The 21780-nt window shown below is 64.5% G+C and carries 20 protein-coding genes; 9 read left to right on the top strand and 11 right to left on the bottom strand.

The annotated features are described in order from the left end of the window. Positions 1-16 precede the first annotated feature (16 nt). The 6 genes from RAD10_RS07425 to RAD10_RS07400 form a co-directional block, all read right to left on the bottom strand. On the bottom strand, positions 17-334 hold the full coding sequence (locus RAD10_RS07425; RefSeq protein ID WP_018317801.1) for a proton-translocating transhydrogenase family protein: 318 nt from the start codon (positions 332-334) through the stop codon (positions 17-19). A gap of 11 nt (positions 335-345) precedes the next feature. Further along, positions 346-1473, bottom strand: coding sequence for a Re/Si-specific NAD(P)(+) transhydrogenase subunit alpha (locus tag RAD10_RS07420; protein ID WP_461616908.1), 1128 nt, complete (start codon positions 1471-1473; stop codon positions 346-348). A gap of 137 nt (positions 1474-1610) precedes the next feature. After that, positions 1611-1763, bottom strand: a complete 153-nt coding sequence (locus RAD10_RS07415) for an aa3-type cytochrome c oxidase subunit IV (RefSeq protein WP_018317799.1) — start codon at positions 1761-1763, stop codon at positions 1611-1613. Between the two features lie 97 nt (positions 1764-1860). Further along, positions 1861-2247, bottom strand: coding sequence for a type II toxin-antitoxin system death-on-curing family toxin (locus RAD10_RS07410; protein WP_461616907.1), 387 nt, complete (start codon positions 2245-2247; stop codon positions 1861-1863). Continuing rightward, positions 2244-2510, bottom strand: a complete 267-nt coding sequence (locus tag RAD10_RS07405; RefSeq protein WP_038948412.1) for an AbrB/MazE/SpoVT family DNA-binding domain-containing protein — start codon at positions 2508-2510, stop codon at positions 2244-2246. The genes RAD10_RS07410 and RAD10_RS07405 overlap by 4 nt, the downstream gene beginning before the upstream one ends. Positions 2511-2582: 72 nt before the next feature. Further along, on the bottom strand, positions 2583-4505 hold the full coding sequence (locus RAD10_RS07400) for a M3 family oligoendopeptidase (protein ID WP_461616906.1): 1923 nt from the start codon (positions 4503-4505) through the stop codon (positions 2583-2585). 127 nt (positions 4506-4632) lie between these two features. Here RAD10_RS07400 and RAD10_RS07395 point away from each other — a divergent pair, with 127 nt between their 5' ends. The 3 genes from RAD10_RS07395 (at position 4633) to RAD10_RS07385 (ending at position 10560) form a co-directional block, all read left to right on the top strand. Further along, entirely contained in the window at positions 4633-6129 is a 1497-nt protein-coding gene (locus tag RAD10_RS07395) for a sigma-54-dependent transcriptional regulator (RefSeq protein ID WP_461616905.1), read from the top strand. A gap of 347 nt (positions 6130-6476) precedes the next feature. After that, complete coding sequence (locus tag RAD10_RS07390) at positions 6477-8663, top strand: L,D-transpeptidase family protein (protein WP_461616904.1); 2187 nt, start codon at positions 6477-6479, stop codon at positions 8661-8663. A 268-nt stretch (positions 8664-8931) separates the two neighbouring features. After that, entirely contained in the window at positions 8932-10560 is a 1629-nt protein-coding gene (locus RAD10_RS07385; RefSeq protein WP_461616903.1) for a DUF882 domain-containing protein, read from the top strand. A 35-nt stretch (positions 10561-10595) separates the two neighbouring features. On the opposite strand, the gene RAD10_RS07380 is transcribed toward RAD10_RS07385, so the two are convergent. The 3 genes from RAD10_RS07380 to RAD10_RS07370 form a co-directional block, all read right to left on the bottom strand. Further along, positions 10596-11030 (bottom strand): DUF1801 domain-containing protein, encoded by a 435-nt coding sequence (locus RAD10_RS07380; protein WP_461616902.1) that lies wholly within the window; start codon positions 11028-11030, stop codon positions 10596-10598. A 147-nt stretch (positions 11031-11177) separates the two neighbouring features. Further along, the gene (locus RAD10_RS07375) at positions 11178-11450 is read right to left on the bottom strand and encodes a DUF2312 domain-containing protein (RefSeq protein ID WP_014492426.1); all 273 of its coding nucleotides are present in this window, start codon (positions 11448-11450) and stop codon (positions 11178-11180) included. Positions 11451-11646: 196 nt separating this feature from the next. Then, a complete protein-coding gene (locus RAD10_RS07370) occupies positions 11647-11958 on the bottom strand; it encodes a DUF1244 domain-containing protein (protein WP_028140305.1) in 312 nt (103 codons plus the stop codon). 179 nt (positions 11959-12137) lie between these two features. Here RAD10_RS07370 and RAD10_RS07365 point away from each other — a divergent pair, with 179 nt between their 5' ends. Further along, a complete protein-coding gene (locus RAD10_RS07365) occupies positions 12138-12731 on the top strand; it encodes a DUF1036 domain-containing protein (RefSeq protein WP_461616901.1) in 594 nt (197 codons plus the stop codon). Then, a complete protein-coding gene (gene pyk, locus RAD10_RS07360; protein ID WP_018317789.1) occupies positions 12728-14164 on the top strand; it encodes a pyruvate kinase in 1437 nt (478 codons plus the stop codon). Before RAD10_RS07365 ends, pyk begins: the two co-directional genes overlap by 4 nt. A gap of 151 nt (positions 14165-14315) precedes the next feature. Here the strand turns inward: pyk and RAD10_RS07355 are convergent, their stop codons facing one another. Further along, complete coding sequence (locus RAD10_RS07355; protein ID WP_026201906.1) at positions 14316-14996, bottom strand: TetR/AcrR family transcriptional regulator; 681 nt, start codon at positions 14994-14996, stop codon at positions 14316-14318. 288 nt (positions 14997-15284) lie between these two features. Between RAD10_RS07355 and RAD10_RS07350 the strand changes: the two genes are divergently transcribed. Continuing rightward, positions 15285-16775: a hypothetical protein gene (locus RAD10_RS07350; protein WP_461616900.1), complete on the top strand. Its 1491-nt coding sequence runs from the start codon at positions 15285-15287 to the stop codon at positions 16773-16775. Between the two features lie 103 nt (positions 16776-16878). Here RAD10_RS07350 and RAD10_RS07345 read toward each other — a convergent pair whose 3' ends face one another. Next, positions 16879-17043, bottom strand: coding sequence for a Flp family type IVb pilin (locus RAD10_RS07345; protein ID WP_461616899.1), 165 nt, complete (start codon positions 17041-17043; stop codon positions 16879-16881). Positions 17044-17457: 414 nt separating this feature from the next. Here RAD10_RS07345 and RAD10_RS07340 point away from each other — a divergent pair, with 414 nt between their 5' ends. The 3 genes from RAD10_RS07340 (at position 17458) to RAD10_RS07330 (ending at position 21774) form a co-directional block, all read left to right on the top strand. Then, positions 17458-18948: a hypothetical protein gene (locus RAD10_RS07340; protein ID WP_461616898.1), complete on the top strand. Its 1491-nt coding sequence runs from the start codon at positions 17458-17460 to the stop codon at positions 18946-18948. A 102-nt stretch (positions 18949-19050) separates the two neighbouring features. Then, complete coding sequence (locus RAD10_RS07335) at positions 19051-20613, top strand: hypothetical protein (RefSeq protein WP_461616897.1); 1563 nt, start codon at positions 19051-19053, stop codon at positions 20611-20613. Between the two features lie 165 nt (positions 20614-20778). After that, a complete protein-coding gene (locus RAD10_RS07330) occupies positions 20779-21774 on the top strand; it encodes a glycosyltransferase family 2 protein (RefSeq protein ID WP_461616896.1) in 996 nt (331 codons plus the stop codon). Positions 21775-21780: the final 6 nt, after the last annotated feature.

Genomic DNA, 21780 nt, shown 5'->3' with positions numbered 1-21780 from the left:
AGCCCGAGGTGGCCGCTTACTTCGACTTCTTCTTGTACATCGCCAGCATGCGCTGGGTGACAAGGAAGCCGCCAAAAATGTTCACGCAGGCGAAAATGAGCGCGACAAAGCCGAAGGCGCGGGCCCAGCCCGAGCCACTCGAGACGTTCGCGACGCCGCCGGCAAGCAACGCGCCGACCACGATCACCGAGGAGATCGCGTTGGTCACGCTCATCAGCGGCGTGTGCAGGGCCGGTGTCACCGACCACACCACGAAATAGCCGACGAAGACGGCGAGGACGAAGATCGACAGCCGGAAGATGAAGGGGTCGACGACCTGTGCAGCATGCTCCATGGCGGGTCTCCTTAAACCTTCGGCTGGAAGTTCGGGTGGATGACGGCGCCGTCTTTCGTGAGCGCGGTCGCCTTGACCAGTTCGTCGTCCCAGTTCACGGCGAGCTTCTGCTCTTTCTTGTCGACCATGGTCTCGATGAAGGAGAACAGATTGCGCGCGTAGAGGCTGGAGGCAGAGGCCGCGACGCGGCCGGCAACGTTGGTGTAGCCGACGATCTTGATGCCATCGAGGTCGACGACCTCGCCGGCCTTGGCGCCCTCGACATTGCCGCCGCGCTCGACGGCGAGATCGACCAGCACCGAGCCCGGCTTCATCGACTTGACCATCTCGCCGGAGACGAGCTTCGGCGCGGGCCGGCCCGGAATCAGCGCCGTCGTGATCACGATGTCCTGCTTCTTGATGTGCTCGGCGGTGAGGGCGGCCTGCTTGGCCTGGTATTCCCTCGACATTTCCTTGGCGTAGCCGCCGGCGGTCTGGGCGTTCTTGAACTCCTCGTCCTCGACGGCGAGGAATTTCGCGCCGAGCGATTCGACCTGCTCTTTGGTCGCGGGCCGCACGTCGGTCGCGGTCACGATGGCGCCGAGACGGCGCGCGGTCGCGATCGCCTGGAGGCCGGCGACGCCGACGCCCATCACGAACACCTTCGCGGCAGGCACGGTTCCGGCAGCGGTCATCATCATCGGGAAGGCGCGGCCGAACGCCTCGGCGCCCTCGATCACCGCGCGGTAGCCGGCGAGGTTCGCCTGCGATGACAGCACGTCCATCACCTGCGCGCGGGTGATGCGCGGCATCAATTCCATCGCGAAGGCGGAGACGCCGGCATCGGCGATCGTCTTCAGCGCGGCCTCGTTGCCGTAGGGGTCCATGATGGCGATGACGAGGGCACCGCGCTTGTACTGCGCGAGTTCGGAGGCTTCAGGGCGCTTCACCTTGATGATGATGTCGGCATCCTTCAGCGCGTCTGCGCTGACGGCGGCCCCCACGGCGGTGAATTCGGAATCCGGCAGGCCCGACTTGAGGCCGGCGCCCGGCTCGACGGCGATCTCGGCGCCAAGCGCCTTGAACTTCTTCACCGTATCGGGCGAAGCGGCGACTCGCGGCTCGAGCGGATCGATTTCCTTGGCAACGGCGATCTTCATAGGTCCTCCGGCGGCGCGGGACAGCGCGCGCGCAAACTAAGCGTTACTCCCGCGGCGTTCGATACCGGTTTTGGCACCGGCTTGGATGCAAATATTCTGGGCAGCTGCTGCCGCTGGCGTGTGCAGCTGCCGACAGATCAGGTCAGGAAGATCGCCATCAGGATCACGATGAGCGCGACCGAGGCCGTGCCGTACTTCACCAGCTTGATGAAGCCCTCGTAGGTCTGCTCGTGGGCAACGTAGTCGTTGCCGTCGGCGGTGCTGTACGCCACTTCGCTATGATCAGCCATGGATTGTCCCCAGTCGAAAGTCGAATTCTTGGGCTGGGATACCGCAAAGTTTCGGGCAGGGCAACGGCACCGGGACGCGGTTTTCCCGCAAATCAGGTCATTTGGAATCCCAATTGTCGCGGATCCAGCGCGTCAGGTTCTCCTCGCTGACCTCGCCGGCAGCGAGCGACAGGATGATGGCTGCCGCTTCAGCCTCGGGTACAACGAAGTCGATGTCGTTCACGCCGAGAAACGTGTACAGCGCCAGCAGCGACGTGCGCTTATTGCCGTCGACGAACGGATGGTTGCGCGCGATGCCGAAGGCGTACGCCGCCGCCAATTCGGGAAGATCGGCGCTCTCGTAAGACCATTTGTTTCTGGGCCGATCGAGCGCGGATTCGAGCATGCCTTCATCTCGAAGGCCGCTTGCGCCGCCATGGATCGCCAGTTGTTCGTCGTGGATCGCAATGATGATCCGACGCGTCAGCCAGAACGGCTCATTCACTTGGCAAGCTCGGCGAGAGCGTTGTGATAACGCTTCATGCCTCGCCGTGCGACTTCCATTGCTTTTTCGAAGTCAGGATCATGTGGCGTCAGCAACACGCCACCGTCCGACTGCTCGACCGGAAACAGCCTGTCGCCCTCTTTGAGATTCAGACGACCCGCGAGCTCCTTCGGCAGGATAACACCGATCGAATTGCCTATCTTGCGCACCTGAAGCACGGTGGATTCGTTCTTCAAATCCTTAGAGCTCGCGTTCTCGTTCATGGCAGCACCTCGTTATACATTTGTATAACACGACCCGCCCAATTGTTCAACAAATGTTTTACGGCCCTACCCTCAGCCCATCGCCTCCAGCTCGTCGATCATCCCGGCGATGACACTCAGGCCGCCGTCCCAGAACTTCGGGTCCTTGGCATCGAGCCCGAACGGCCGCAGCAACTCGGAATAATGCTTGGTGCCGCCGGCAGCGAGCATGTCGAGATAACGCTCGGCAAAGCCCTCGTTCGCGTTCTCGTAGACCGCGTAGAGCGAGTTCACGAGGCAATCGCCGAACGCGTAGGCGTAAACGTAGAACGGCGAATGGATGAAGTGCGGGATGTACATCCAGTAGTTCTCATAGCCCGCCTTGATCTCGATCGCCGGACCCAGGCTCTCGCCTTGCACCGACAGCCAGATCTCGCCGAGCCGCGTCGCGGTGAGCTCGCCGTTCTTGCGCTCGGTGTGGACCGCGCGCTCAAACGAGTAGAACGCGATCTGCCGCACCACGGTGTTGATCATGTCCTCGACCTTGCCGGCGAGCAGCGCCTGGCGCTGTTTTGCATTTTTGGTCTGGGCAAGGAGCCGCCTGAACGTCAGCATCTCGCCAAACACACTGGCGGTCTCGGCCAGCGTCAGCGGCGTCGGCGCCATCAGCGCGCCGTTCTTCGCCGCCAGCACCTGATGCACGCCATGGCCGAGCTCGTGCGCGAGCGTCATCACGTCGCGCGGCTTGCCCTGGTAGTTCATCAACACATAAGGGTGCGCCGACGGCGTGGTCGGATGCGAGAATGCGCCGGGCGCCTTGCCGGGACGCACCGGCGCGTCGATCCAGCGATCGGTGAAGAAGCGCTCGGCGATATCGGCCATTTTGGGCGAGAAGCCGCGATAGGCCGTCAGCACCATGTTGCGCGCGTCGGGCCAGCCGATGGTATCGGTCGCGGCAAAAGGCAGCGGCGCATTGCGATCCCAATAAGCCAGCCGCTTCTTGCCGAACCACTTCGCCTTCAACGCGTAATAGCGATGGGACAGCTTTGGATAGGCCGCCCGCACCGAGGCGACCAGCGCATCCACCACTTCGCGCTCGACGCGGTTGTTGAGATGGCGGGAATCCGCGACGTCCTGGAAGCCGCGCCAGCGATCGGAGATGTCCTTGTCCTTGGCGAGTGTATTGGTGATCAGCGCAAAGGTGCGCTCATTGGCCTTGAAGGTTTTTGCCAGTGCCTCGGCCGCGCTCTTGCGCTTGGCGCCGTCGCGGTCCTGCAGCAGATTGAGCGTCGGCTCGATCGCCAGCTCATTGGCCCCGACCTTGAAGCGCAGTCCGGAGATGGTCTGGTCGAACAGCCGGTTGAAGGCGGAATAGCCGGTCTGCGCCTTCTCCAGGAAGAGCTGCTCGAGCTTGTCGTCGAGCTGATACGGCTTCTCCTTGCGCAGATCCTCGATCCAGGGACGGTAGTGCGCGAGCTCGGGCGCTTGCATGGCCCGGTTCAAAATATCGTCATCGACACGATTGAGCTCGAGCGCGAAGAACAGCAAATGCGTGGACGCCGCCGTCAGCCGCTCCGACACATCGCCGTAAAACTTTGAAATCGCAGGATCCACGCTGTCGCCGGCGTGGACGAGCCCGGCATAGGAACCGAGCCGGCCGGCAAGATCGTCGATTGCCTCATAGCGTCGCACGGCTTCCGCGAGCCATTTTCCGCCATCTTCGTTTGCTGTCCCTGTCGCCAGCTTGCCCTTGTAGTCCGTCTCGAACGCGACGCAGTCGGCATCCATCGTTTCGAGATCGCGCGCCACTTCCGGCGCATCGATCCCGGAATAGAGATCGGCAAGGTTCCACTCCGGAAGCTTGCCGGTCTTGCTCGCGGGCTTTGCGAGTGAAGACCCGGAGGACTTCGTCTTGACGGCAGATTTCTTGGCGGCAGATTTCTTGGCGGGGGATTTCTTGGTGGCTGGCTTGTGGAGAGCGGACTTTTTAAGGGCAGGCTTGGAGCGCGAATTCATTGTGTGGGAAACCTGTGTTCAACAAGCGCGACGGCGGGCGGAGGCATCAAGGTTTAAGAGTGCGTTAATCGGCTTCGGCCAGAGTGCCCCGATTCGAGACAGATAGTAGTAGCGTGCGGGGAACACCATGGCTGCCAGTATTTTGATCGCCGACGACGACGCCGTAGCCCGCCGGCTGGTCGAGAACATGGTGCAGAAATGCGGCTATGAGACGGTCGTCGTGGACTCCGGTGACGCCGCGATCGCCGCCCTTACCGCCCCCGACGCGCCGGCCATCGACGCCGTCATCCTCGATCTCGTGATGCCCGGCCTCGACGGCATGGGCGTGCTGGCGAAAATCCGCGAAGCAGGTCTCAGCGTCCCCGTCATCGTGCAGACCGCCCATGGCGGCATCGACAACGTGATCTCGGCGATGCGCGCCGGCGCGGCCGATTTCGTGGTCAAGCCAGTTGGTGTGGAGCGGCTCCAGGTCTCGCTGCGCAACGCGCTCAACGCCTCCGCGCTCAAGGGCGAATTGCAACGCATCCGGCACAGCCGCGAGGGCCGGCTGACGTTCTCCGACATCATCACCCGCGCCGAGGCGATGGCCGGCGTGATGCGCGCCGCGCAGAAGGCGGCGAACTCCGCGATTCCCGTTCTGATCGAAGGCGAGTCCGGCGTCGGCAAGGAGATGTTCGCGCGCGCCATCCATGGCAGCGGCGAGCGCAAGGCCAAGCCCTTCGTCGCCGTCAATTGCGGCGCGATCCCCGACAACCTCGTCGAGTCCATTCTGTTCGGCCACGAGAAGGGCGCTTTCACCGGCGCGACCGAGCGGCACATGGGCAAGTTCGTCGAGGCCCATGGCGGCACGCTGTTTCTGGACGAGGTCAGCGAGCTTCCGCTGACCGCGCAGGTCAAGCTGCTGCGCGCGCTCCAGGAAGGCGCCGTCGAGGCGGTCGGCGGCCGCAAGCCCGTCAAGGTCGACGTCCGCATCGTCTCGGCAACCAATCGCCGGCTGCTGGAGCGGGTGAAACAAGGACACTTCCGGGAAGACCTGTTCTATCGCCTGCACGTGCTGCCGCTGACGATCCCCTCGCTCCGGGCGCGGCGCGAGGACATCCCGCATCTGCTCCGGCATTTCCTGGCGCGGTTTGCCGCCGAGGAGAACCGCGCGATCACCGGCATCAGCGGCGAGGCCATGGCCCATCTTGCCCAGCTCGACTGGCCCGGCAACATCCGCCAGCTCGAGAACGCAGTCTACCGCGCCGTGGTGATGAGCGACGGCGACCAGCTCGGCCTCGGCGACTTCCCTCTGCTCGCTTCGCAGCCGCATCCCGTAACCGAGATTCCGACCGCTCCGCTGATGCTCGAGCCGGCGGCGACCCCTTCGGTGGTATCGGGTAATGAAATACCAATCGCGCCGCTCCCGGCGGTGGGCACGCTCGCCCTGCTCACCGCGACCGGCGATGTCCGCTCGCTGGAGGACATGGAGAACGAGATCATCCGCTTCGCGATCTCGCACTACCGCGGCCAGATGTCCGAGGTGGCTCGCCGCCTCAAAATCGGCCGGTCCACCCTCTACCGCAAACTCGACGAGGCCGGGGTTCCCGGACATGGCGGGAAAAGCGGCGAGGAGACGCACTGAGCCTCATGCGAACGAGGGTTCGCGCGGCGATGCGGGAGCGGCTGTAAGCCGTTCGCCTGACGACAGAATTCGACTGCTTCTTGAACCGTGACTTGGAAGTGACAGACACAGGGAAAAGCGCGCTGTGCAGGCGCACAATCCGTTGCCAAGAGGCTCCCTTGAAGTCAGTTTGGCGTGAGTTGTCCCGGTTAGCGCTGGCTGCAAAACCGGGGCCTGTATATCGTCTGCGTATGAATCGTTGCGTGCAGGCGTGCAACTTTCGAGAGGCCGGCGCGATTTAGCCGAAGCTCAATAGGCGATAACAAAGCTGTTCCACGAGGGACAGTTCACCCGAGGGGTGCGACACAATGCGTGACTGTTTGAACCACCGTGCGGGCTTCGACCGTGTCTTGATGACGGTCGCAGCGACCTTCCTCACGGTGTCGGCCAGCTCAGCCCTGGCGCAGGATCAGGCGCGCAGCAGCGCTGCCGAGCTCGCGATCGAAGCCGCGATCCCGCGCCCCGAGCCGGCCAACGTCCCGCCCCCGACCGCCTCCGATATCAAGCTCGACACCACCGCCACGGTGCAGGATTCCGCCAAGGAGCCGGCGAAGGAGCCTGTAAGGGCTGACGTCGCGCCGGCCCCCGACAAAGTCGAGACCAAGCCTTCCGACGTCGCCACCACGCCCGCCACCGAGGCGCCGAAGAGCGAGACCGCCAAGACAGAACCTGCGAAGACCGAACCTGCCAAGGCTGACACCGCTGCGCCTGCGGCACCCGCCACGGCTGCGGCTCCTGCCGCTGAGCCCGTGAAGGCCGCGAGCAACGTTCCCGCTGCCGACCAGCCGGTCGCCGACAAGCTCAAGGACATCATCGGCGCCAAGACCTCGCGCCATTTCGATCGCAAGAACGAGCGCGCGGCGATCGAGAAGTTTTATGGCGCACGCGACTTCGCGCCGGTCTGGACGCAAGGCGGCAGCCTGACCACCGCGGCCAAGGGCGTCATCGCGCGGCTGAAGGACGCGGCGTCCGACGGCCTCAATCCCGCCGACTATCCGGCGCCGGACTTCGCCAGCGCCACCACGCCCGATGCGCTGGCCGATGCCGAGCTCAAGCTCACCGCCAGCATGTTCGACTATGCGCGCCAGGCCCAGAGCGGCCGCATGCATTGGTCGCAGGTCAGCGGCGACATCCTTTATCCCGAGCATCCGGTCGACCCGAACGAGGTGCTCGCCAAGGTCACGACCGCGACGGACGCCTCCGCTGCGCTCGACAGCTACAATCCGCCGCACAAGCTCTACAAGGAGCTGAAGGCCAAGCTCGCGGAGCTTCGCGGTCAAGGCAACGGCCCGGTGATCGAGATCGCCGACGGTCCGGCGCTGAAATACACCCCGGCCAGCAAGAAGCAGGCTGAGATCGTCGTGGAAGATGCGCGCGTGCCGCAACTGCGCGCCAAGCTCGGCCTTGCCGAGAACGCCAGCGACACCCGCTATGACGCAGCGGTCGCCGACGCCGTGCGAAAATTTCAGAGCGGCGCCGAGATGAAGGCGACCGGCATCCTCGACGACAAGACGGTCAAGGCGCTCAACACCCCGAAGCGCGACAAGCAGATCGACGTGGTGCTGGTGAACATGGAGCGCTGGCGCTGGCTGCCGCGCGATCTCGGCGCGCCCGCGCTGGGCGATGCCTATGTGATCCTCAACATTCCCGACTACACGCTGAAGGTGATGCAGCGCGGCCAGCAGGTCTGGACCACCCGCGTCGTCACCGGTAAGCCGGGCACGCACGCGACCCCGCTGCTCACCGAGACGATGAAGTACATCACGGTCAATCCGACCTGGAACGTACCGCCGTCGATCGTCTACAACGAGTATCTGCCGGCGCTTCAGCAGGACCCGACCGTGCTGCAGCGCATGGGCCTCAAGCTCGAACAGAACCGCGACGGCTCGGTGCACATCTCGCAGCCGCCCGGCGAAGCCAACGCGCTCGGCCGCATCCGCTTCAACTTCCCGAATAAGTTCCTGGTCTATCAGCACGACACGCCGGACAAGAACCTGTTCGCCAGGGAAGATCGCGCCTTCAGCCATGGCTGCATGCGCGTGCAGAACCCGGATCAGTACGCGTCCGTACTGCTCAACATCACCATGCCGAACGAGAAGTACACGCCCGAGCGCGTGCGCAGCATGTACGGCAAGAGCGAGATCGACCTGAAATTCCCGACTCCGGTCCCGGTCAACATCACCTATCAGACCGCCTTCGTGGACGATGCCGGCAAACTGCAGTTCCGCAAGGACGTCTATGGCCGCGACGCGACCATGATCAACATCCTGAAGAACAACCGCGGCAAGGATCTCGAGGCCGTCGTTGCGCACTCGCAGCCGAGCTATTCGCGCCCGGCGACGACCCTGCCCTCAGGCGTGGCCGTGGCCAACAATGGCGGTGGCTTCGGCTCGTCGGGCCCGAACTTCTTCGAACGGCTGTTCGGAGGCGGGGCGCCGACCCCGCCGCCGGCTCCGGTCGGCCGCCGGCCCCAGCAGCGGGTGTTCACCCGGTAAGGCTGCGGGACCTCAGCTTTTCGAATTCCACAACGATATCAACGGCCCCGTCCCATGGATGGGGCCGTTTAACGTTAACCATTGTCCACCTGGCTCCCGGCACCGGGCGTTTTTTTGCCACACTCAACGGGTTAGGATTGTAGTCTGACTTGGTTTGGGCGCGGGAAGGTCAACCTCGAATTAACCTTCTCGCTTTAAGAAAGCGTTCATCCTCTTTCGCACTGCTACGGGGTTGGCGGGAGAGTCCATTTGAACGCTCGTCGACTGGGTGGGCTCACACGTGCTGACTGGTCTCGCACGCCAACTTACTGTGCTGTCGTTGTCCCATGCGGGAGTGAAGGCCGGATCCCGGATCGGCCTAGCTGCCGTATTGCTGCTTGCTGCCGCGGGCTCAGTCCATAACGCCGCCGCGCTGAGCGAAACCAAGACGCTCTCCTTCCACCACACCCATTCCGGCGAAGACCTGACCGTCACCTTCAAGCGCGATGGCCGTTATGACGAAGCGGCGCTGAAGCAGCTCAATCACTTCCTGCGCGACTGGCGTACCCAGGACGAGACGGTCATGGACCGTCGCCTCTTCGATATCCTCTGGGAAGTGTACCGCGACGTCGACGCCAAGCAGCCGATCCAGATCATCTCCTCCTACCGCTCCCCCGCCACCAACGCCATGCTCCGCCGCCGCTCCTCCGGGGTGGCGCGCTTCAGCCAGCACATGCTGGGACATGCAATGGACTTCTACATTCCGGGCGTGCCGCTGGAGCAGATCCGCTTCGCCGGCCTGCGCCTGCAGCGCGGCGGCGTCGGCTTCTACCCGACATCGGGCTCGCCCTTCGTGCATCTGGACACCGGCAGCATCCGGCACTGGCCGCGCATGACGCATGACCAGCTCGCCCGCGTCTTCCCGGACGGAAAGACGGTGCATCTGCCGACAGACGGCAACCCGCTCAAGGGCTATGAGCTCGCCAAGGCCGAGATCGAGCGCCGCGGCAATGGCGACGACTCCAGCAGCAGCAAGCCGAACTTCTTCGCCGCTTTGTTCAAGGGCAAGTCCGCCGCTCCGGCCGCCAGCAGCGACGAGGACGACGAGGGCGCGCCCGCCCCGGCCGCCAAGCCGGCGGCAGCAACTGTCGTCGCAGCCGCAGCCAAGCCCGCCGATCCGGTGCCGACGCCGCGCGCCAAGCCGCAGATCGCCGCCGCGATCCAGCTCGCCTCGGCCGACGCACAACTGGTCGCGCCGCCCAAGCCGAAGCCCGCGCCGGTGGCTGACAAGCCGGCACCCAAATCTGCGGACGGCAAGCCGGAGACCCCGGCCGACATCATCAATGCCCGCGGCTTCTGGGATGATGTCCCGGCCGCGCCGCAGCAGGCGACGCCGGCGCAAATCGCTGCGCTGAAGGCCCGCCAGGCGCTCGCCTCTGCCACCGATCCGCAACCGACCGCGAGCGTGTCCAACACGGCCCTTCAGGCGCTGGCTTTCGCGCCGGCCGCCTCCCCGGTCGACCGCGCCAATGTCGTCGCCGCCTCGGCACCGATCCCGCGTTCCGCCCGTCCCGCGTCGCGCAGCATGGCTCAAGCAACCGAAATCAACACCGTGGTCGGCAAGAGCGTCGACGGCGCGGTCGCGACCGCGACCCGCCTCTCCGCTGCAAAGGGCGAGAGCATCTGGCTCAAGATCGTGATGCTGTCGCCGAGCGCCAGCCGCGCGATGTCGGTCACGCTGATGGGCGAGCTCGATACGGCCGCGCTGCGCGGCTATTTCGTCAAGCCGCAGGCCGTGATCGCGATGGGCTTTGTCGATGACCCGATGCACGGCCTGTCCTGCGACAGTTTTTCGGGCAGCGCGACCGCGAAGCTCCAGACGACGTCGTTCGTCATGCGCACCGCCGCGCTGCGCTGATAGAAGCGGCGATTTCCACGAACTCGATCTCCGGGCTACAAGTGCCCTACCGCTTTCCTCGCTCGCCGGTCCAGATGATACTTCAGCGCCAGCGACAGGCAGACGGATAATTCCCGCTTCGGCAGCCTGCCCGCCACCGGCAACAACAGCGCCCGCGTCTGCCGATATTCGAACCGATCGGGAAAGCGTTCGCGGAAGCTATCGATCAGCGTCGTCTTGCAATTGAACAGGATGGCGGCGTGTGCGGAGTCCTTGACGCGGCCGAGCCGGATCGTCGAGCCGCTGCCGGACTCGTCGGTCAGATATGCCGGCTCGCCCCATTTCAGCGTCTCGGTGAGCCGGCCGACCTCTTCATACGCCGCGGCCGTCGCGAAGATCAGCGCCCGCACCTGAAGCAGCCGCTTGCCGATCGGCGTTGGAAGAGCGCCGAAGGCACGGTTCACCTCGCGCGGCAGCGGTGGCGCAGTCATTCGCGACTCCGTTCGCAAACGAAACACGCGCAATTTGTAGCCCGGATGGAGCGCGGCGCAATCCGGGGATTGCTTTCACACTGCGAGAACCCGGATTTCGCTGTCGCTTATCCGGGCTACGGCAGTCGTGCTTGAGGCGCGAACGCCTCAGAGCATGCCCAGCGCCTGCATGTAGGTCTCGAGAATCGTCTCGGCCTCGGCGCGCTCGTTGGGGTCCTGCTTGCGCATGCGCACGATGGTGCGCAGCGCCTTGACGTCGTAACCGTTGCCTTTGCTTTCGGCATAGACGTCGCGGATATCGTCGGAGATCGCCTTCTTCTCTTCCTCCAGCCGCTCGATGCGCTCGATGATGGATTTGAGCTGGTCCTTGGCAAATTTCGTCGCGGGCTCGTCGTCGCGGACGGCGGCGGAGGTGGCCATCTAGGTACTCCCAATGGAACTGGCAAAACGAGGTGACGCCGGCATCCCTCACCGCGCGTGCTGGTAGACCCTTAGGGTTGGTACCGACTGCGTTCAAGGCAGCATCGCGCTCGTCCACAGCGCGCCCACACCTTCCTGCGGCGAGGCCAAGAAAGCTGTTGTGTGGTGCGACTCAGGCGAGGCACGTCCGGGCCGTTCAGTGCCCGTGGCCGTGGGGATGGACCTTCTTCATCGTCTCGAGCTGTTCTGGCGTGGCCGTGCCCTGGTATTTCGACTTCCAGGTCTCGTAAGGCATGCCGTAGACGGCCTCCCGGCTCTCGTCCTTGCTTAAGGCGACGCCTTGGGCGTCGGCGGCTTCCTTGAGCCAGTTGGACAGGCAGTTGCGACAGAAGCCAGCCAGATTCATCATGTCGATGTTCTGGACATCCGTCCGCGACTTCAGATGATCGACCAGACGCCGGAAAGCGGCCGCCTCGAGCTCCGTTCTGGTTTTGTCGTCGATTGCCATGGCTGTGTCCCTTGATATCCCTTTGGGCCTGCCCCGATTGCGGTCACCCTTACGGGATCAGGTGGGTCCTGTCACAGATTTTGCCATATCCCGGCGCAAACCGACCCGAACCCGGACTTGAGGCAGTTCCCCGGCCCCCTACGCCAAATCGCCAATGATCTGATATAGCTTCCGCGACAATGATCGCCGAATCTCCCCGCTCCCCCCTTCGCATGCTCGCCCGGTTGGTCCCGGTGCTGGCGGTTGGCCTGCTGTGCTTTTGGAGCAGCCCGGCCTCCGCCGATTTCCGTCTCTGCAACAACACGTCGAGCCGGGTCGGCATTGCGCTCGGCTACAAGGACGCCGAGGGCTGGACCACCGAGGGCTGGTGGAACATCTCGTCACGCTCCTGCGAGACCCTGCTGCGGGGAACGTTGGTCGCCCGTTACTATTACATCTACGCCATCGACTATGACCGCGGCGGCGAGTGGTCGGGGCAGGCCTTCATGTGCTCGCGCGACAAGGAGTTCACCATCCGCGGCACCGAGGATTGCCTCGCACGCGGCTATGACCGGACCGGCTATTTCGAGGTCGATACCGGTGAGCAGCGGGCGTGGACGGTGCAGCTTACCGATGCCAACGAACAGCCGGCGCAGCAACGCGTACCCGGCCTCCCCGGTCCGGTTGGCCCGGGCGGGGTTCCGGGTTTGCCCAATAGCCCGCCCGGTGGTACGCCCCCCGCCCCGCCTGGCCTCCCGCCAGCCCCCTCGCCCCCGTCTGGAAATAAGCCATGAGGCGTCTTCGCCGTATCAAGATTCTCGCGACCCTGGGCCCAGCCTCTTCAGACCTCGCGATGATCCGCCGCCTGTTCGAGGCCGGCGCCGACCTGTTTCGCATCAACATGAGCCACACCCCGCATGACAAGATGCGGGAGCTGGTGGCGACGATCCGCAACGTCGAGAGCAGCTATGGCCGGCCGATCGGCATCCTGGTCGACCTGCAGGGCCCGAAGCTCAGGCTCGGCTCCTTCGCTGAAGGCTCGGTGCAGCTGCAGAACGGCCAGACCTTCACGCTGGACTCCGACAAGGCCCCCGGCGACACAACGCGCGTCCACCTGCCGCATCCGGAGATCCTGGCGGCGCTGCGGCCCGGCCACGCGCTGCTGCTCGACGACGGCAAGGTGCGCCTGATCGCGGAGGAGACCTCGAAAGAGCACGCGGTGACGCGGGTCGTGGTCGGCGGCAAGATGAGCGACCGCAAGGGCGTCAGCCTGCCCGACACCGACCTACCGGTCTCCGCCATGACTTCGAAGGACCGCGCCGACCTCGAGGCGGCGCTCGTCACCGGCATCGACTGGATCGCGCTGTCCTTCGTGCAGCGCGCCGACGACGTGATCGAAGCCAAGAAGATGATCCGCGGCCGCGCCGCGGTCATGGCCAAGATCGAGAAGCCGCAGGCGATCGACCGTCTCGCCGACATCATCGAGGCCTCCGACGCGCTGATGGTGGCGCGCGGCGACCTCGGTGTCGAATTGCCGCTCGAGCGCGTGCCGAGCCTGCAGAAGCAGATGACGCGGATGGCGCGCCGCGCCGGCAAGCCGGTGGTGATCGCAACCCAGATGCTGGAATCGATGATCCAGTCGCCGGTGCCGACCCGTGCCGAGGTCTCCGACGTCGCCACCGCCGTCTATGAGGGCGCCGACGCCATCATGCTGTCGGCGGAATCGGCGGCCGGCAAATTCCCGGTCGAGGCGGTCTCGACCATGAACCGCATCGGCGAGGAGGTCGAGCGCGACCCGATTTATCGTTCCGTGCTCACCGCGCAGCGCCCCGCGCCGGAATCCACCGCGGGCGATGCCATTGCCGACGCCGCGCGGCAGATCGCCGAGACGCTCGACCTGCCCGCCCTGATCTGCTGGACCTCATCGGGCTCGACCGCCGTGCGGGTGGCGCGCGAGCGGCCGAAGCCGCCGATCGTGGCGATCACGCCGAACATCACCGCCGGCCGACGGCTCGCGGTGGTCTGGGGCGTGCATTGCGTGGTGGCGGAAGACGCGCGTGACCAGGACGACATGGTCGGCCGCGCCGGCCAGATCGCATTCCGGGACGGTTTCGTCCGCGCCGGCCAGCGCGTGATCATCGTCGCCGGCGTGCCGCTCGGCATCCCCGGCACCACCAACATGGTGCGCATCGCCTCGGTCGGCCCCGAGGGCGACGCGATCATGTAGGCCCGCCAGGGCACGCCAAACAAAAAGTCGAAAAACAACCCCATGCAAAGTAGCCGGAGGGTCCGGCGAGCCTGCTGTGGTTTTGCGAAAAGGCTCGCTCAGTCAACCACCTGAGCGCCGTCAGGCCGGCCACTTCGTCCGCACCGCGATTTCACGCCCCAACGAGCGCCTTCGCGGTCGGCAGCAGCGTCTGCTGCACCACCAGACCCCGGGCGCGGGCATCCATGACGCCGACCGCACGCAGCGCCAGCAGCGTCACGGTCTGCACCGCATCGCGCATCTTGACGGGATCATCGAGATTGTCAGGCGCAAGCGGCCCGACCAGGGCCTCATGCAGCGCGCCGAGCAAGGCGGTGGCAGCGAGTGCGGTGTCCTGCGCCGGCAGGTGACCGGCACGCACGGCGGCGTCGATCCGGGCGGCAATCTCGCCGGCAATCTCCCGCCGGCTGGCAAGGCGGGAGGCGCTGACATCGACATCAACAGGTTCGGCCAGAATGCCCCAAGCCAGCCGCCGCTGCGACAGGGTATGGACCGCCACGGTGGTGACGGCGGCCGCCAGCGCCGAGGACGGCCCCGGCGCGGCATCGGCCGCCCGGCGGATCGCCGCGAGCTCATCGCGGGAGACCTCGGCAATGAGCTCGGAGATCAGCTCGGCCTTGGAGGGGAAGTAGCGGTAGACCGTGCCGGCCGCGACATTGGCCCGGACTGCGACCGGCGCGATCTGCACCGCCGCCATCCCGCCTTCCGCTGCAGTCTCCCGTGCCGCCGTCAAGATCGCACTGCGCCGCGCCGCAAGGCGCTTCACCACTTGATGCGTCCGCCGATAAACCATGGCGCGCTTCCTGTCCCACACGCCTGCCGCACGCCCTGCGGCTAAACGCTTCGTCACGCAAAAGATGCAAATCGCCCCGCAAGGACTGAACAACTATTCAGGCGGGAAGACAAGACGCAAATGAGCATCCGAACGCCCGGCACCTCGGGAGGGCAGCGTAAGCGTAATAAACGCATCCTTACGCGGGATGACCGCGGTGGATTAGTTCGGTTTACCTCAACTTAAACGCGAGCATGCTGATGTGCGGATGCGCCGTCACTGCGTGGGCGATCCAACTCCGAGAGTTCAATGTCGGTTTCCATGACAAGCAGCGCGCCCGCGCGCGGCGTAGCGCGCTGGATCTTGCCGTTCTGCATCGGTGCCGGTGCCTACCTGTTCTTTCTCGGCATCGGTGACATCATGCTGCGGGATTCCGACACACTGTGGCAGATCAAGATCGGCCAGTGGATCCTCGAACACCGCGCGCTGCCCCACAACGACATCTATTCGTTCACGCGCGACGGCGAGCCCTGGATCTCGAGTTCCTGGCTGTCGCAAGTTTTGTTCGCGCTGGTTTACGAACCGTCGAACTGGGCGGGCGTGGTTATCCTGACGTCGCTCGCAATCGGCGCGACCGCGGCGATTTTCGCGCACCTGATCGACCCCTATCTGGATCCCGCGCGCGCCTTGCTGCTCATCGCTCCAATTCTCGTGATGTCGATGGGCCATTTTTTCGCGCGCCCGCACATGCTGGCCCTGCCTGTCATGCTGGCCTTTGTCGGCGGACTGCTGGCGGCCGCCGACCGGCGCACCGCACCATCCTGGCTGTTGCTGCCCTTGATGGCGCTGTGGGCCAATCTTCACGGCGGCTTCGTCATGGGTCTAGCGCTGATCGGAGCTGTTGGCCTCGATGCGATCGCGTCCGCCGATCGCAAGCAGCGCTTTGCACTGGCCGCACGCTGGACCGTGTTCGGGCTGGCCGCGCTTGCGGCAAGCTGCTGCACACCCTATGGCTGGAACACGCTCCTCGCGTCGACGAAAATCCTCAACCTCGGTAAGCTGCTCTCGATGATCGGGGAGTGGAGGCCAGCCGACTTCAGCTCGCTCGATCTGTTCGGAGTCAGCCTGCTCGGCTTGATCGGCATTGGCTACTACAGCGGCGTGGTGCTGACCGCGACCCGTATTCTACTGCTGCTCGGCCTGGTCTGGGCGGCTCTCAGCCACTTCAGGAACATCGAGGTTTTTGCGCTGTTGACGCCGCTCGTGCTGTCGAAACCGTTGGCCGAACATTTTGGAATGACGAGGGCCGTCGCACCCAGGGGAACGGAAACGCGGCCCTCTTTTGCGCTGACCGCGACCGCGGCGCTCGCGATCGTCGCGGCCGGCTGGAGCATCACGCGGTCCTATGCCACGCCGCACCGCTATGCTTTCATCAGCGATCCGTCTCCTGCGGCCGCGGTCGACCTGCTCGAGCGGCGGCACGCGCAGCGGATCTTCAGCACCGCGCCGATCGGCGGCTATCTGGTCACCCGCAACATCAAGACCTTCATCGACGGCCGCGCCGAACTGTATGGCGAGCAATTCGTGCTCGACTATTTCGCGGCTGTCGAAGGCAAGGACGTCGAGACCCTGCTGCGTCTGCTCGAAACCTACCGGATCGACGCGACGTTGCTGAACAGGACGGTCCCGGCATCGATGATCATGGACCATTTGCCGGGCTGGAAGCGGCTCTACGCGGATGACATCGCCGTGGTCCACGTCCGCGACGACGCACCGACCAAATCCTCCACGTCACAGTGAGCCACGAACCAAATTCTTGAGCATGGTCGGGCGGCAAGCCCTCGCACAAAAGAAAAGAGCCTCGTCGCGGACGAGGCTCTCAGAATTCTCAGGTCGGCCAGCCTTACTTGAGGCTGCTCGAGATCGAGGTGAACTTGGCGTTCAGCGTGGTGCCGAGATTGTTGACGACGGTGATGATGGCCAGCGCGATGCCGGCAGCGATCAGGCCGTATTCAATGGCGGTGGCGCCGGATTCATCCTTCAGGAAACGCGAAACGAGGTTCTTCATAGAGTGCTCCAAATGAGTACACGAGGCTACAACTGATCTGGTCTTTTCGGCTTCCCAGCGCCGCCCGACCATGGAACCCAACGTAGAGGCAAAGAATTGCGCCGCAGTTAATTCGTCTGCGTAAACACCGAGCGGTTTGCGTGTATTCGCCGATGGTAAATCGAAATCTAAAACAATCCGTTAAATTTGTCGGGACATGAAACCGGCGTAGCCTGCCGGTTTACCCGAAGTTATGACCGCCCGTGATCCAATGCCGCCCGCTCGGACTGGCGCGCGATGAGATGAAACGTTCATCGCGCTTCAGTGATTGCTTGAGCATGATCTTCTCGGAAACCGCACCACACTTTGCGCCAACGCGGCCCGCCGGGTCCGGATCACGCCCGACCGACAAGAACAACAGGACGACGAGGCGGCATGTCACTTTCCTTTGCCAACAGCATCGCGGCGCAGAGCCGCGCGAGGGCCCTGGTGCCGCTGTGCGTCGGCGCCGGCGTCTATCTGTTCTTCCTCTACCTCGGCGACACCCGGCTACAGGACTCCGACTCGTTCTGGCAGGTCAAGATCGGGCAGTGGATCCTCGATCACCGCGCCATGCCCACCACCGACTTCTATTCGTTCACGCGAACGGGCGCGCCATGGATCTCGACGTCGTGGCTGTCGCAGGTGCTGTTCGCCTATTCCCATGCGCAATGGGACTGGGCAGGTCCCGTCATCCTCACCGCGGTCGCGGTCGCGGTCACGGTCGCGATCTTCGTCTATCTGCTCGACGCTCAGATCGAGGCACCGCGCGCAGTGCTTTTCGCGATGCTGGCGCTGCTGCTGTCGGCCCATCACGTGCTGGCGCGCCCGCATATCCTGGCGCTGCCCGTCATGGTAGCGTGGGTCGGCCTGCTGATGGCAGCTGCCGACCGCAAGAGCGCGCCATCCTGGTATTGGCTGCCGCTGATGGCGCTCTGGGCGAATTTGCATGGCGGCTTCGTGCTGGGCCTCGTGCTGATCGGCCCGATCGCGCTCGAGGCTGTCGAGCACGCCGAGAAGGGACGACGGCTCCAGCTGTTCATGCGCTGGGTGTTGTTCGGAATCGGTGCTCTGATCGCGAGCTGCTGCACGCCGTATGGCTGGCGGACGCTGCTGGGCGCGACCAATATTCTCGGCCTCGGCGAACTTCTGTCGCTGATCTTCGAATGGATGCCCGCAAACTTCTCCACGTTCACCCCATTCGAAGGCGCCCTGCTCGGCCTGATCGCATTCGGCTATTATCGCGGCCTGGTGCTGTCGGCGCCCCGGATCTTCCTGATCCTGTTCCTGACCTGGAGCGCGCTGACCCATGTCAGGAGCATCGAGGCATTTGCGTTCGTGGTGCCGCTGGTGCTGGCAAAGCCGCTCGGCGAGATGTTCCCGCGCCCGGCGCCTGACGCCACCGGTGCCGGGCGCTTGCCCGCCCGCTATGTCACCGCGCTTGGCGCGCTGATGATCGTGGCGGCGAGCTGGACCTCGACGTCGCTCTACATGGAGCACCACCGCTTCACCTTCACGACGACGCACACGCCGGTTGCGGCCGTCGACGTGCTCGAGCAACGCAAGATGCAGCGCGTCTTCAATGCCTACCAGTTCGGCGGCTATCTGATCTCGCGCGATATTCCGGTCTTCGTTGACGGCCGTGCCGAGCTCTATGGCGAGAAATTCGTCATGGACTTCTTCAAGGCGACGGAGGGCAAGAAGCCCGAGCTGCTGCCGCGCCTGCTCGACGAGTACAAGATCGACGCGACGCTCCTGGTTGCCGATGCGCCGGGCCCACAGATCCTCGACCAGCTCAAGGGCTGGAAGCGGATCTATGCGGACGACATCGCGGTGATCCATGTGCGAGACCATGCGGACAGCGCGACCGCGACGCCTTCGAAGTGAGAACCTCCTTGAGGGCGCGTATTCGTAACCGTGAGATGTCCCTCCAAAGGCGACGTGGACGCGACCTGGCACACCACGCTCAAACCCCGGCGATCCCGCGACATGTCTTCCTTTGACAGGCCGACTTTGACAATCCCGGCTCGGCTCGACTCGGAGCGGTCCGTGGCGATCGCCGTTCTTGCGGTGCTGGCGGCGGTCTCCTTTCTTCCGGTGCTGCTGACGCCCATTCCCGCGATGGTGGATTATCCCAATCACCTTGCCCGCATGTACATCCTGAGCCGGAACGGCACCCCCGACGCCAATCCGTATTACGAGGTGGCCTGGGCCTTCTATCCTAACCTTGGAATGGATCTGCTGGTGCCGCAGCTGGCGCGGCTGATGAGCGTCGAGCACGCCACACGGCTGTTTCTGCTGCTGAGTCAATTGCTGATCGTCGGGGGCGCGCTGCTGCTGGAATGGGCGCGGAAGGGACGGGTTCATCTTGCCGGCTTCGCTGCGCTCGCTTTCCTCTACTGTCTGCCGTTCAGCTGGGGCTTCGTGAATTTCGAGTTTGGCCTCGGCCTCGCCCTCTGGGGCATCGCGATCTACCTGATGCTGGCCGAAGGCCCATGGCCGCTGCGTTTCGTCGCCAACGTGCTGTTCGTCGCTGCGCTGTATGCGGCGCATTTCTTCTCTCTCGGCATCTACGGCGCGACGCTCGGCCTCTACGAGCTCTCGCGCATTGGTCAGCAGCGAATATCGTACCGGGTGGCAGCCGCGCGGCTCGGCGCGCTCGCCCTGCCGGCGCTCGTGTTGTTTGGGGTCATGCAAATGACTGCGGGCTCGATCGGAAGCGAAGGGACGAGCTGGTTCCTCGGATTCAAGCCGATCTGGCCGTTGCGCATCCTGAACGGCTACAGCCTGACGGCATCGGCAGTGACCGGTCTGGCGCTGATGATCTCGTTGCTTTTCGCCGCAAGGCGCGGCGTCCTCAAGCTCGAGCCGGCCGGCCTCTGGCTCGCGATCGGCTTTGCGCTGCTTTACCTGGTCATTCCCTCGAAGCTGTTCGGAACCTCGTTCGTGGACCTTCGCGTGATCCCGGCTGCAGCTCTGGTCCTGCCGGCCTTCTGCTCGCTGTCGCTGCCGAGCCGGGCCTGGAGAACGGCTGCGCTCGCCGCGATCAGTGGGATCACACTGATCAATCTCGCGGTCGTTTTCGCGGTGTGGCTGCCTTACCGCGCCGACTATGCGGCGATCATCGCCTCGTTCCAGAAGATCGAGCGCGGCTCACGCGTTCTCGTTGGAAGCACGGGCGACAATGGTGATCCGCCCTTCGCCGACCTCTCCTCGTATCCGATGTACTATGCGCCGACGCTGGCCGTGCATTATGCCAACGCGTTCGTGCCCAACCTCTTCACGGAAGCGGGCAAGCAGCCCGTGCGGCCACGCGAGGGCGTGCGCCGCCTTGCCATTCCCTATGGAGGGCCGGTGCCGTCGGATTTGCTCACCGCGATTGCGACAAGCCAGCCGCCGGCGGACGTTCCGCCGTTCGTCCGCACCTGGTACCGGGACTACGACTATCTCTATGTGCTCGGACCGCCGGCCGCGAACCCGCTGCCGGATCTGCTGGAGGTGCTGGACACCTCGGAGCGATTTGTCCTCTACAAGATCCGCCGCAGGCCCTAGACCGAAGCCACGGCTGCGCAAGCATGGTTAATCGTGCATCGCCATTCCGGTCTGCCTCCGCCCTCAAACGCCCGAGGGCCCTAGATCCTTAACAGTTGCGGCAAGGCGACCTTAACCACCGTTGAACTAGACTCCCGCCCCTGCAACCCAGCCGGAATCTCTCGCATGGCGGCCAATTCCAGATCGATCCGCTACAGCCTCGTCATCCCCGTGTTCAACGAAGAAGCCGTGCTGCCGGTCCTGCTGCGCCGGCTCGACCTGGTCTTGTCCCGGCTCGACGGTCCGGCAGAAGCGATCTTCGTCGATGACGGCAGCAGCGATTCCAGCTCGATCGTGCTCCAGGCGCTCGCCAAGCGAGATCCGCGCTTTCGCTATATCGGCCTGTCGCGAAACTTCGGCCATCAGGTCGCCATCACCGCCGGCATGGACGCCGCGGAAGGTGACGCGATCATCGTGATGGATGCCGATTTGCAGGATCCGCCCGAAGTGATCGAGCAATTGATCGCAAAATGGCAGGAAGGCAACGACGTCGTCCACGCCCGCCGCCTGTCACGCGAAGGCGAAAGCCGGTTCAAGCGTGCGACCGCTCATCTGTTCTACCGGCTTCTCGGCAGGATGTCCTCGGTCGGCATCCCCGCCGATGTCGGCGACTTCCGCCTGATCGATCGCAAGGTGCTCGACGCACTCAGGCAGATGCCGGAGCAGGATCGCTTCGTGCGCGGCATGATCGCCTGGCTCGGCTTCCGGCAGGCCGAGGTCGCCTTCCACCGTCTCGAGCGCGCTGCGGGCGAAACCAAATACCCGCTGTTCAAGATGGTGCGGCTCGCGGTGAACGCCGCGCTCGGCTTTTCCGATCTGCCCCTGCGGCTTGCGATCTGGTGCGGATTGACGGTTTCGGGGCTGGCCCTGCTCTACGGCGCCTGGGTGATCCTGCTGTGGCTCAGCAAGGACAACCATCTCGTGACCGGCTGGTCGTCGACGATCGTCGTCGTGTCCCTGCTGTGCGGAATCAACATGCTGATGACCGGTATCGTGGGGCTGTATGTCGGCCGCATCCATGCCGAGGTGAAGCGCCGCCCGCTTTATGTGGTGCAGACGCGCGCCGGCTTCGATCGCAACGAGGCGGCGGCAGCACCGGCGATCCGCGCCGTCAACGAGTGAGCCGAC

It is taken from the genome of Bradyrhizobium sp. 23AC (genome assembly GCF_054863025.1).
This window is presented reverse-complemented; position numbering and strand designations above follow the sequence as displayed.